Genomic DNA, 12,387 nt, shown 5'->3' on the forward strand with positions numbered 1-12,387 from the left:
ACATCGAGCGCGTTCGCGCCCGGCTGCTGGTAGACGGCGATCACGGTGGCGGGCTTGCCCTGGAAGCGGCTGCGGATCGAGTAGTCCTTCTGGCCGAGTTCGGCGCGGCCGATGTCCTTCAGCCGCACGATCGCCGCACCGCCGCTCTGCGCACGGATGATGATGTTCTCGAATTCGCCGGGTTCCGTCAGGCGCCCGGTGGTCGTGACCGCGAACGACTGTTCGACGGCGTTGCCCGTAGGCGACTGCCCCAACCGGCCGACGGCGAACTGCTGGTTCTGGTTGGCGACGGCGCGCTGCACGTCGGCGGCCGTGATGCCCAGCTGCGCCATGCGGTCGGGGCGCAGCCAGATGCGCATCGCGTAGTCGGGCGTGCCGAAGATGCTCGACTGGTTGGCGCCCGGGATGCGCTTGAGGGCATCGAGCACGTAGACGTTCGCGTAGTTGGCGATGTAGGTGGCGTCGTAGCGCTCGGTGGGCGAGTAGATCGCGATCACCATCATGAACGCCTGCGACTTCTTCTGGACCTGCACGCCCTGGTTGGTGACCGACTGCGGCAGTTGCGGCAGCGCGAGGTTCACGCGGTTCTGCACGTCGACCTGGGCGAGTTCGGGGTTGGTGCCGATCTGGAAGTAGGCGTTGATCGTCAGGTTGCCCGTCGAGGAGCTCGACGAGCTCATGTAGATCATGTTGTCGGCACCGTTGACCTGCTGCTCGATCGGCGCGGCAACGTTGTTGGCGACCACGTCGGCGCTCGCGCCCGGGTAGGTGGCGGAGATCGTGATCTGCGGCGGGGTGATGTCGGGGTACTGCGCGGTGGGCAGCGCGAGCATGCACAGCGCGCCGCCCAGCGTGATGACGATCGAGATGACCGAGGCGAAGATCGGCCGGTCGATACAGAAGTGGGAGATGTTCATCGGGTTGGGGTGCGCCGGATGGCGTCGGTCGTCATCGGGTCATGGACTCACGCTGGCCGGGCGCGTCTGCGCCAGCGTGGCGGCCGGTGCGGACGCGGCGGCCGCGCTCGCCGCAGGCGGCGCAGAGGCGGGCGTGGCAGGCGTGCCGGGCGCCGCACTCACCACCTTGATGTGCGCATCCGACGACACGCGGATCGCGCCATCGACCACCACGCGTTCGCCCGCCTTCAGTCCTTCGTTGACGAACCAGTCGTCGCCGTGCCAGTCGCCGACTTCGATCACGCGCTGATGTGGCTTCGAATCCTGGTCGAGCACCCACACGAAGTGGCTCTTCGCGCCCTGCAGCACCGCGCGCTGCGGCACCAGCACCGCGTTGGGCCGCACCGCGCCCGAGACCTTCGCGCGCACGAACTGGCCGGGTTTGAGCGTGCCCTTCGGATTGGCGAAGGTGGCGCGCACGAGGAAGGTGCCCGTCTCCTGGCTGAACGCGGGGTTCGTGAAGTCGATGCGGCCCTGCTGCGGATAGACGGAGCCGTCGGCCTGGATGACCGTCACGTCGAACTGGTTGTCGGGCGGAAAGCGCAGCAGGCCCTTCGCGACCTGATCGCGGTAACGCAGCAGTTCGTTCTCGGAGATGCTGAAGTTCACCCACATCGGGTCGAGCTGGTAGACATAGGTGAGCAGCCCCGACTGGTTCGGCGTCACATAGCTGCCGTCCTGCACGCGCGCGAAGCTCGATAACCCCAGGAGCGGCGAGCGGATCGTGCAGTAGCTCAGGTTCAGTTCGGCCGTGCGCACCTCGCCCTGCGCGGCGATCACGGCGGCTTCGGCCGCTTTCTCGTTGCCGGTGGCGTCGTCCAGGTCCTTCTTGCTCAACGCGTTCTGAGCGGCCAGCGGAATCACGCGGGCGAGGTTCTGTTTCGTCACCAGTAACCGCGCCTGCTGCTGCGCGAGCGCGCCCTTGGCGGACTGCAGCGCGGCTTCGAAAGGCTTCTTGTCCATCACGAACAGCACCTGGCCTTCCTTGACGAGCGCGCCTTCCGTGTACATGCGCCGCTCCAGAAAGCCGTCGACGCGCGCACGGATTTCCACCTCGCGCGAACTCTGCGTCTGCGCGGTGAACTCGAAATCGACGGGCGTTTCCTGCTGCCGCACCGTGACGACGGTGACTTCGACGGTCGGGCGTGGGGGTTCGGTGGGGGCTTTCTTGCAGGCGGTGAGAGATGCCAGTGCCAGCAGCGCGAGAGGCAGAAGCAGCCGCTTGCGCGCCGGATGTTTATTCACAGCAAGACAGAGGTAGTTCGATAGCCGATACGACAAAGACGCCATGAGCGCCTCCCCATTCAAGCTATTACGTGCCGTGCATCACACGCTCGCGCGCCGCGCGGACCGGCAGCCAGGTTCGAATTGTGTTGACGGGCGAAACGTCGCCAGTCGCTTTGCTGCTTCGAAGGTCTCCTTCGCGCCGTTGCCATGTTCGCCGCCGAGCGGCTTGCAAGGGGGGGCGAGCGGGTACAAGCGGGCCGCCAACGTCCAGACGAGTACGCAACTCCGCAACATCGAACGGCATGTCAGCGCACGCGCCGCGGCCGAACGCTCGGGCTTCACGCAGCGAGTATCTGGCAACGGCACGGCCCGCACCATTGGACTTTGGTCCAATACCGATCCCCGGAATCGTGCATTACGCTGATCGGAACGCTGGACGCCTACCGCGACACATGCGCGACTCATGCGCTCCGAATGTCCTTTCACATTTCGCACATGTGAACGGACCCTGGCAAACGAGAGGGCCAGGCGATGCCCAGGGACAACCCAGCGCTTCACCGTAGCCAGAAGCCACCCGTCGCGCCACGGCGCAGGTGGCTTTTTGCCGTTGGTGCCGTCATCGCGCTGGCGGCGCTGGGCTGGGGACTGTATGTCGTCATCGAGCCGGCTTTCCAGACACGCATCGTCATCACGACGGGCGCGGACAAGGGCATTTATCGCGGCTTTGCGGAGCGCTATGCGCCCATCCTCAAACGCGACGGCGTGACGCTCGATATCCGCAGCTCGTCCGGTTCCGTCGAGAACTACGAGCGGCTCAAAGACCCGGCGAGCGAGTACCAGGTGGGCTTCGTACAATCGGGCACCACCGTGCCGCAGGAAACCGATCATCTGGAAACGATTGCCGCCGTTTCGTATGAACCGATCTGGGTTTTCTATCGTGACGCGCAGACCATCAACCGCCTCGCGCAACTGCGCGGCAAACGGATCGGCATCGGCGTGCCGGGCAGCGGGCTAATGGAGGTGTCGCGGGTCTTGCTGCGCTACAGCGACATCACGAGTGACAACACGCAGCTGTTCGAAATGGATGCGCCGAAAGCCTGGCGCTGCCTCCAGGACGGCTGTCTCGACGCAGCGTTCTTCATCGGCAGGCCGGACGCGCCGATGCAGCAGATGTTGCTGAACAGCGACCTGAAGCTGATGAGCTTCGCGCAGGCCGACGCGCTCGTGCAGAAATTCCCGTCGCTGAAAAAGGTGACGTTCCCGCGCGCGTCGACCAGCATCGTCGACGATCGCCCGCAAACGGACGTCACGTTGCTGGCCGCGACGGCGCTGCTGGTCGCAAAAGACACGCTGCATCCCGCGCTCGTCTATCTGTTGCTCGACGCAGCCAGAACCGCGCATGCGGGCGAGGACTATTTCACGCCGCTCGGCACCTTCCCCAATCTGAATACCGATGAATTCCCCGTCTCCAGCGAGAGCGAGCGCTACTTCAAGTCGGGACGTCCGTTCCTTCAACGCTACCTGCCGTTCTGGCTGGCGAGCTTCGTCGAACGGCGCCTGCTGATTCTGGTGCCGTTCATGGCCGTGCTGATCGGGCTGGTGCAGGCGTTGCCGCGCATCCTCGAATCGCGCGTCAAGAAGCGCTTCGTGGTCTGGTATCGCGAGCTCAAGGCGCTGGAAGACGAAATCTGGAAGACGGCGCAGCCATCTGCACACCAGCTCTCGCAATGGCATAACGAACTCGAAAGCATCGACGCGCAGGCGAGCCAGATACGCGTACCGACGCGTTATCTGAACGACGTCTATGCGCTCAAACAGGCGATCAGCGTGGTGCGGCACCGCATCTCACGGGCAGCGGGATCGAGCGATTAGCGCGGGGATTAGCGCAGTGACTCAGCGGAGTAAATCAATGTTACCTATCCAGAGTTCCGAGAAGTCGCTTGCGCGCGGCATGCTCGACGTGCTGATCCGCGCGGGCCTGATCGCCATTCTCGCGGTCTTCTGCTTTCGCATCGTCGTGCCGTTCCTCAACCTGCTGGTGTGGTCGCTGATTCTGGCCATCACGCTCCATCCGCTGCTGGTTCGCCTGCGAGGGCAGACGAAGCGCTACAACGGCCTGGTCGCGACGCTGATCATTCTCGCCGCGTTCGCCATCATCCTCGTGCCGACCTACCTGCTGGGCATGGCGGCTGCGGATTCCATCGAGCACGTGACGGCCATCATCAAGAGCGGCGGCTTTCGCATTCCGCCGCCGTCCGAGTCGGTCGCGAGCTGGCCGCTCATCGGGCAGCGTCTGTACGACTTCTGGTTGCAAGCCTCGACGGATCTGACGGGGCTCGCGCAGCGGTTCGCGCCGCAACTGAAGGAAGCCGGCCTTGTCGTGCTCGGCACGCTGGCGGGGCTCGGCGTCGGACTGGTGACGTTCGTCGTCGCGCTGATTCTTGCCGGCGTTTTCATGGCGCACGGTGAGCAAGGCCGTCGCAGCGCGGTGCTGATCGCATCGCGCGTCTCCGGCCCGGACAACGGCCCGAAGATCACCGAACTGTGCATTGCGACGATCCGCGCGGTCGCGCAAGGCGTGGTCGGCATCGCGTTCATCCAGATGCTGCTGATCGGCATCGGCTTCGTCGTGATGGGTGTGCCCGGCGCGGGGCTGCTGGGGCTCGCGGTGCTGTTGATCGGCATCATGCAGTTGCCCGCCACCCTCATCACGATTCCTGTGATCGTGTTCGTATTCGCTACCGAAGGCGCGAGCGTCGCGACCATCATCTTCGCGATCTACACGTTCATCGCGGGGCTGGCCGACAATGTGCTCAAGCCATTGCTGCTCGGCAGAGGGGTCGACGTGCCGATGCCCGTCGTGCTGATCGGCGCGTTGGGCGGCATGATCACGAGTGGCGTGCTGGGTCTGTTCATCGGCCCGGTGATGCTCGCGGTCGGCTACCGCCTGTTCTGGCGATGGGTCGAGGATCAGCCCGCCAGCGAATCACGCAGGGGGAAGGGCGTTTAATCCGGTGGATTTAACGCTTCTTCGATGCGCTGTTTGCCGCGCCGTTCGCCGCGTCCGGCGCATGAAGCGCTTGCCACGCCGCCAGCGCTTCTTCGAGATTGAAGAACATCCGCCCTTGACCCAAGGTCGCGCCGAGCGACGAGAGCTGCACCGCCGCGAGCACGCTGGGATTGAGATGCACGAGCCAGATCGCGATGCCACGCTCGCGCTGCTTTTTCTCGGCTTCGATCAGCATCTTGAGCGCGGTGTACTCGAGATCGAACACGGCGCTCATCTCCAGGATAAGCACCTTCGGCTGCGCCGCGTCGATTAGCGGCCGCAGCTTCTGCCCGATGTGCTCCGCGTTGGCAAAGAACACGCGCCCCTCGACCCGCAGCACCAGCAGCCCCGGGAACGCCTCGTCGTCGGGATGCTCGTCGGACACGGGGCGGAACACGTGCGTGCCCGGCTTGCGGCGCAGCACGTAGACGGGCGGATCGGCCACCTGATGCGCGAGCGCAACCAGCGACACGACAATCGCGACGAGTATGCCCTGCAAGGTGCCGAGCAGCACGACGCCCGCCAGCGCCACGAGCGCCCACAGGAATTCGGTGCGGCGTATGCGCAAGATCGCGCGGAAATCGGCGGGGCTGAACAGGCCGATCGAATAGACGATCACGACGGCGGCCAGCGTCGCGTGCGGCATCAGGCCGATCAACGGCGCGAGCAGCAGCATCGTGCCAAGCGTGACGGCGGCCGTGACGAGCTGGGCGAGTTGCGAGCGCGCGCCCGCCAGCCGGTTGACGGCCGTCTGGCTCGTGCCGCCGCCTGCCGGCATCGCGCCGAGCCACGCGCCCGCCGCGTTGCCGAGGCCCGTCGCGAACAGTTCGCGGTTCGCCTTCGGCATGGGCTCGCCATTGCCCACAAACGCACGTCCGGCCGCGACCGTTTCGGTGAAGCTCATCAGCGCGATGCCGGCGGCGTCCTTCCAGAGCGCGTCGATCAGCGAGAAATCGGGCATCACGACAGACGGCAAGCCCGTCGGAATATGGCCGACCACGCCGACGCCATGCGCGGGCAGGCCCAGCAATACGACGGCACCGATCCCGCAGGCGACGGCGATCAACGGGGCGGGCGCGCGCGGATAGAAACGCTCGAAAGCCACGAGGATGGCGATCGTCGCTGCGCCGACGGCGACCGTCCACCACGACGCGTGAGGAATGCCCATCACCAGGGCCGCGACGTTGTGAAAAAACGAACCTTTTTCCGGGTGGATGCCGAACAGCTTCGGCAGCTGATCCAGCACGATGACGACGGCGATGCCCGCCTTGAAGCCCGTCAGGACGGGATCGGAGATGAAATTCGCGACGAACCCGAGGCGCAGCAGCGCGGCCAGCGCGAGCATGCCGCCGACGAGCAGCGTGAGGGTCGCCGTCGCGCGCATCAGCGCGGCCGTTTCGCCGCCGGGAACGGCCTGCGCGAGCGCGGCGGCCGTCAGGATGGCGAGCGTCGCGCTGGTGCTGACGCTGAGCGGCCGCGACGTGCCGAACAGGGCATAGATGACCATCGGCACGAAGGCGGTGTACAGCCCGACTTCGACGGGCAGCCCTGCCACCGAGGCATAGGCGAGGGCCTTGGGCAGCACGACGGCTGCCGCCGTGACGCCGGCGACGAGGTCTGGCTTGATCCAATCCTTGCGATAACCGTGCATCCAGTCGAGCACGGGAATTCGCAAACGGCTGGCAACGTGTCCCATGATCGCGAGGCCTCCGCATTTCAGTCGGCGACGGTGCGGCTATCGAGTACGCAACAGCTCAGTTGACGCGGGGCGCACAGGTCTTCCGCTGCGACACGTCGATGGCGGTTTCCGATGCTGGCGCGATTGTGCTTAGTGTAGGCCAACGGCCCCGGCGCGCATCGACTTTGCAGCGTGCAGTAAGATGTTGGGTTACCCAGACAACGAGCCGCCCACGATGGACAGTGTTTCCCCGTTCGACCAGGTCCAGTTGTTCGCCGAATACGCCGAGCTGCGGCAACGCGCGGCCGCGCTCGACGAGCAGGTGCCGGCGTGCCTGCAGCGCATTTCCGACAAACTGCCCCGAATCAGCGGTGAGTCCGAGCTCGCGGACCACTACCGGAGTCTGCTGGTCGGCGCGCGCAGCAAGGCGCTGGTGTCGATCGAGAACTACCACGAGGCGATTCCGTACCTGCAGACGGCGGAGTCGCTGATCGTGCAGTTGAACGGTCATCCGGACGGGCAAACCGAAGCGCGCGGCGAATTGCTGGACCGTCTCGACGAGCTGATCGACGCCGCCGTGGGCATGATCGATCTGGCGGAGCAGTGTTTCGACGACGCGCAGGCCACCGATCCCGACGCGGTGCCGCCGTCGATTCTGGACGACTCGCTGCACCCGGATGTCTGACGCGCGGCAGCGCCGCAGCGTCGCGTAATGCCCGTTTTCCGCCGAATCCGGCTCGTAGACGGGCATGTCTGATAAAGTTTCGCCTATTCCCTTCAAAAGTCGATTCAACGGTTTTGATTATGAGCACAATCCTCGAAAATGTTCCGACCGGCCAGAAGGTCGGTATTGCGTTCTCAGGCGGCCTCGATACGAGCGCCGCGCTGCACTGGATGCGCTTGAAGGGCGCCGTGCCGTACGCGTACACGGCAAACCTTGGCCAGCCGGACGAGGAAGATTACGACTCGATTCCGCGCCGCGCCACGGAATACGGCGCCGAAGGCGCGCGCCTGATCGACTGCCGCGCGCAGCTGGTCGCGGAAGGCATCGCGGCGCTGCAATGCGGCGCGTTCCACATTTCGACGGCGGGCGTCACGTACTTCAACACGACCCCTATCGGGCGCGCCGTGACGGGCACGATGCTCGTCGCCGCGATGAAGGAAGACGGCGTCAACATCTGGGGCGACGGCAGCACGTACAAGGGCAACGACATCGAGCGTTTTTACCGTTATGGCCTGCTCGTCAATCCGGATCTGAAGATCTACAAGCCGTGGCTCGACCAGCAGTTCATCGACGAACTCGGCGGCCGCGCGGAAATGTCGGAATTCATGCGCCAGTCGGGCTTCGAGTACAAGATGTCGGCCGAGAAGGCCTATTCGACCGATTCGAACCTGCTCGGCGCAACGCATGAAGCGAAAGATCTCGAAAGCCTGGAATCCGGCATCAAGATCGTCAACCCGATCATGGGCGTCGCATTCTGGCGCGACGACGTGCCCGTCGCGAAGGAAGAAGTGACGATCCGCTTCGAAGAAGGCCAGCCCGTCGCGCTGAACGGCAAGACCTTCCCGAACGCCGTCGAACTGCTGCTGGAAGCGAACCGTATCGGCGGCCGTCACGGCCTCGGCATGAGCGACCAGATCGAAAACCGCATCATCGAAGCGAAGAGCCGCGGCATCTACGAAGCCCCGGGTCTCGCGCTGCTGTTCATCGCTTATGAGCGCCTCGTCACGGGCATTCACAACGAAGACACGATCGAGCAGTACCGTGAAAACGGTCGCCGCCTCGGCCGCCTGCTGTACCAGGGCCGCTGGTTCGATCCGCAGGCCATCATGCTGCGCGAAACGGCGCAACGCTGGGTCGCGCGCGCGGTCACGGGCGAAGTGACCGTCGAACTGCGTCGCGGCAACGACTATTCGATCCTCAGCACGAAGTCGCCGAACCTGACGTACCAGCCGGAGCGTCTGTCGATGGAGAAGGTTGCCTCGACGTTCTCGCCGCGCGACCGCATCGGCCAGCTGACGATGCGCAACCTCGACATCACCGACACGCGCGACAAGCTGCGCATCTACGCGCAGGTCGGTTTGCTCGCACCGGGCGAGTCGTCGGCGCTGCCGCAACTGAAGAACGATACCGAGTAAATCGGGCTTCTGACGGGGCGGGTCTCGCGCGGTGCTTCATTCGTGAAGCTCGCGCGGCCCGCCCCGTTTCTTTGGTACGTGAGCCTGCGTCACGCTTCCTTGCCTACGCATCCGTTTTCTCCTCGCTCCCGTTCGCGCCCTTGCGAATCAGGCTCATCTGTCCGTTGCGTTCAAGAATCGCCGCATGCACGTCGTGCAGATCGAGCGCGTGAAATGCATGCCGCGCGGCCTCGAACACATCGGTGCGCGTAATCAGCGCAGCTGACATCTGACGGCTATTGAACTGTCCGTCGCGATACACCTCCCGTTCGACACCGACCACCAGCGATTCGAGCCGCGGCGAGCGCACGCAGCACCACGCCAGCGCGCGATGAATCAGCACGATCGCGAGCGACGCCGCGAGCGTCGGCACCACAGGCGATGCGCCGATGATGACGCGGCTCAGCATGGCGCCGAGCAGGATCGCGACCACATAGTCGAACGGCGAGCGTTGTCCGAACGACCGTCTGCCCGAGATGCGGATCAACACGAGCGTCGCGAAGAACACGACGATCGCGCGCATGGCGGTCTGCAAGGCGGTGAGATCCTTGCCTTCGCCGAATAGCGTCATGAGCACGTCCATGTTGTGTCTCCTTCCTTTGATCGATGCGTGATGGTCGCTATGCGTTCGGCCCGTCGATTGCAAGCGTTTCAACGGATTTGCAATCGTTGTGCCGCCTGCGTTAAAGATGCACGCATTCGCAATAGACATACGCAAAGCACCTTCTATGATTAGGGAGGCACTGCGTACCGCGAAACCTCTGCAAGGAGACGCTCAATGGACGACACCCGCCTGCAAGCCACGCCATTGCAAGCCGATGAACTGCGCAACATGGACCGCTTCTGGCGGGCATGCAATTACCTGTCCGCCGGCATGATTTACCTGCGCGCGAATCCCCTGTTGCGCGAACCGCTGAAGCCCGAGCACATCAAGCGGCGTCTGCTCGGTCACTGGGGTTCTGATCCCGGACAGAGCTTCGTGCTCGTGCATTTGAACCGGGTCATCAAGCAGCGCGATCTGAACGTGATCTTCCTCTCGGGGCCGGGCCACGGCGCACCCGCGACGCTCGCGCACAGCTATCTGGAAGGACGCTATTCGGAGATCTATCCGGACCGTGGCGAAACGGAAGAGGGCATGGGGCGGCTTTTCAAGCTCTTCTCGTTTCCGGGCGGCATCGGCTCGCATTGCACGCCCGAAACGCCAGGCTCGATTCACGAGGGCGGTGAACTCGGCTATAGCCTGTCGCACGGATATGGTGCGGCGTTCGATAACCCCGATCTGATCGTCACGGTGATGATCGGCGATGGCGAGGCGGAAACCGGGCCGCTCGCCACCTCGTGGCATTCGAATAAATTCCTGAATCCGGCGCGTGACGGCGCGGTGTTGCCCGTGCTGCATCTGAACGGCTACAAGATCGCGAACCCGACGATACTTGCGCGCATCCCGCATGAAGAACTCGAAGCGCTGTTGACGGGTTATGGGTACAAGCCGTGGTTCGTCGAAGGCGATGAGCCGGAGAAGATGCATCAGCAGATGGCGGCGACGCTCGACGAGTGCATCGACGAGATTCGTGCGATCCAGCAGCGTGCGCGAGAAGAAGGCAATACGCAGCGGCCGCGCTGGCCGATGATCGTGCTCCGATCGCCGAAGGGCTGGACGGGGCCGCGCGAATTCGGCGGGCACAAGATCGAAGGCACGTGGCGAGCGCATCAGGTGCCCGTCGCCGATCCGGCGAGCAACGGCAAGAGTCTGAAGCTCGTCGAAGAATGGTTGCGCAGCTACGAGCCGGAAAAACTCTTCGACGAAGCGGGGCGGCTGGTCGCCGAATTGCGCGCGCTCGCGCCGGAAGGGCCGCGGCGCATCAGTGCCAATCCGCATGCGAATGGTGGAGCGTTGTGCAAGGCGCTGGACCTGCCGGACTTCACCGAATACGCCGTCGACGTGCCCAAGCCCGCTACGAGCTACGTGTCACCCACGGATGTGCTCGGCCAGTTTTTGCGCGACGTCATGCGCCGCAATATGACGAGCTTTCGCGTATTCGGCCCCGACGAAACCGCCAGCAACAAGCTCACGGCGATCTACGAAGCGTCGCAGAAGACGTGGCTCGCGCAGATCGTCGAATCGGATAGCGACGGCGGCGACCTGTCCGCCGATGGCCGCGTGATGGAAATGCTGAGCGAGCATACGCTGGAAGGCTGGCTCGAAGGCTATACGCTGACAGGGCGGCACGGTCTCTTTGCAACGTACGAAGCGTTCGTGCATGTGATCGATTCGATGTTCAACCAGCACGCAAAATGGCTGGAGAAGGCCAAGCGCGAGTTGCGCTGGCGGCAGCCCGTGCCTTCGCTGAATCTGCTGATTACGTCGCTCGTGTGGCGTCAGGACCATAACGGTTTTACGCATCAGGACCCCGGTTTTCTGGACGTCGTGACGAACAAGAGCCCGGATGTCGTGCGCATCTATTTGCCGCCCGATGCGAACTGTCTGTTGAGTGTCGCCGATCATTGCCTGCGTTCGCGCGACTATGTGAATGTGATCGTCGCCGACAAGCAGCCTCATTTGCAGTATCTGGACATGAAGTCGGCGATTACGCATTGCACGAAAGGCATCGGCATCTGGGACTGGGCATCGACGGATCTGGATCACGAACCGGATGTCGTGATGGCGAGTGCGGGTGACATTCCGACCATGGAAGCGCTCGCAGCCGTGGAGATCCTCAAAGGGCTGTTCCCCGATCTGAAGATTCGCTTTGTGAACGTCGTTGACCTGTTCAGGCTGCTGCCCGATTCCGATCATCCGCATGGCTTGTCGGGGCGCGATTTCGATTCGCTGTTCACGACGGACAAGCCAGTGATCTTCAACTTCCATTCGTATGCGTCGCTGGTTCACAAGCTGACCTATCGCCGTACGAATCACGCGAACATTCACGTGCATGGCTATGCGGAGAAGGGCAACATCAATACGCCGCTTGAACTTGCGATTATCAATGGGATCGACCGGTTTTCGCTGGCGATCGACGTGATTGATCGTGTGCCTCGTCTGCGTGGCGTCGGGGATCACGCTAAGGAGCGGCTGCGCGATCAGAAGATCCAGCACCTTGATTACGCGCATACCGAGGGTATTGATAGCGAAGAGATTCGTGAGTGGAAGTGGGCTGGGTGATGTATGGGGTTTTGCTGGCATTCGCGTTACGGTGTTTGCGCTTTCGCTGGCATCCGCGATTTGTTAGCGTGCTTCACGCGTCGCCCCTGTGCGGGGCGGCACCTACTTTTCTTTGCCGCCGCAAAGAAAAGTAGGC

9 protein-coding genes are annotated in these 12,387 nt (G+C 63.7%); 5 read left to right on the forward strand and 4 right to left on the reverse strand.

Translation table 11 applies throughout. The annotated features are described in order from the left end of the window. Both BLT65_RS33705 and BLT65_RS33710 read right to left on the reverse strand, forming a co-directional pair. Positions 1-917 (reverse strand): efflux RND transporter permease subunit (locus BLT65_RS33705; protein WP_208545847.1); only part of this gene is annotated, 917 nt, incomplete at its 3' end. A 39-nt stretch (positions 918-956) separates the two neighbouring features. Beyond that, on the reverse strand, positions 957-2,246 hold the full coding sequence (locus tag BLT65_RS33710; RefSeq protein ID WP_091786402.1) for an efflux RND transporter periplasmic adaptor subunit: 1,290 nt from the start codon (positions 2,244-2,246) through the stop codon (positions 957-959). A 468-nt stretch (positions 2,247-2,714) separates the two neighbouring features. On the opposite strand from BLT65_RS33710, the gene BLT65_RS33720 reads away from it, so the two are divergent. Together BLT65_RS33720 and BLT65_RS33725 are read left to right on the forward strand one after the other, a co-directional pair. Further along, positions 2,715-4,055, forward strand: a complete 1,341-nt coding sequence (locus BLT65_RS33720) for a TAXI family TRAP transporter solute-binding subunit (protein ID WP_091786407.1) — start codon at positions 2,715-2,717, stop codon at positions 4,053-4,055. 37 nt (positions 4,056-4,092) lie between these two features. Then, positions 4,093-5,193 carry an AI-2E family transporter gene (locus tag BLT65_RS33725; protein ID WP_091786410.1) on the forward strand — a complete coding sequence of 367 codons (1,101 nt, stop codon included), beginning with the start codon at positions 4,093-4,095 and terminating at the stop codon, positions 5,191-5,193. Positions 5,194-5,203: 10 nt separating this feature from the next. On the opposite strand, the gene BLT65_RS33730 is transcribed toward BLT65_RS33725, so the two are convergent. Continuing rightward, positions 5,204-6,928: a SulP family inorganic anion transporter gene (locus BLT65_RS33730; RefSeq protein WP_042316956.1), complete on the reverse strand. Its 1,725-nt coding sequence runs from the start codon at positions 6,926-6,928 to the stop codon at positions 5,204-5,206. A gap of 217 nt (positions 6,929-7,145) precedes the next feature. Here BLT65_RS33730 and BLT65_RS33735 point away from each other — a divergent pair, with 217 nt between their 5' ends. Together BLT65_RS33735 and argG are read left to right on the forward strand one after the other, a co-directional pair. After that, positions 7,146-7,595 carry an ATPase gene (locus BLT65_RS33735; RefSeq protein ID WP_091786413.1) on the forward strand — a complete coding sequence of 150 codons (450 nt, stop codon included), beginning with the start codon at positions 7,146-7,148 and terminating at the stop codon, positions 7,593-7,595. A 119-nt stretch (positions 7,596-7,714) separates the two neighbouring features. Then, positions 7,715-9,049 (forward strand): argininosuccinate synthase, encoded by a 1,335-nt coding sequence (argG, locus tag BLT65_RS33740; protein ID WP_042316962.1) that lies wholly within the window; start codon positions 7,715-7,717, stop codon positions 9,047-9,049. Positions 9,050-9,152: 103 nt separating this feature from the next. Here the strand turns inward: argG and BLT65_RS33745 are convergent, their stop codons facing one another. Beyond that, positions 9,153-9,671 (reverse strand): DUF421 domain-containing protein, encoded by a 519-nt coding sequence (locus BLT65_RS33745; RefSeq protein WP_091786416.1) that lies wholly within the window; start codon positions 9,669-9,671, stop codon positions 9,153-9,155. Between the two features lie 195 nt (positions 9,672-9,866). Here BLT65_RS33745 and BLT65_RS33750 point away from each other — a divergent pair, with 195 nt between their 5' ends. Beyond that, positions 9,867-12,251, forward strand: coding sequence for a phosphoketolase family protein (locus tag BLT65_RS33750; RefSeq protein WP_091786419.1), 2,385 nt, complete (start codon positions 9,867-9,869; stop codon positions 12,249-12,251). Positions 12,252-12,387: the final 136 nt, after the last annotated feature.

It is taken from the genome of Paraburkholderia steynii (assembly GCF_900100565.1).
GTDB lineage: Bacteria > Pseudomonadota > Gammaproteobacteria > Burkholderiales > Burkholderiaceae > Paraburkholderia > Paraburkholderia terrae.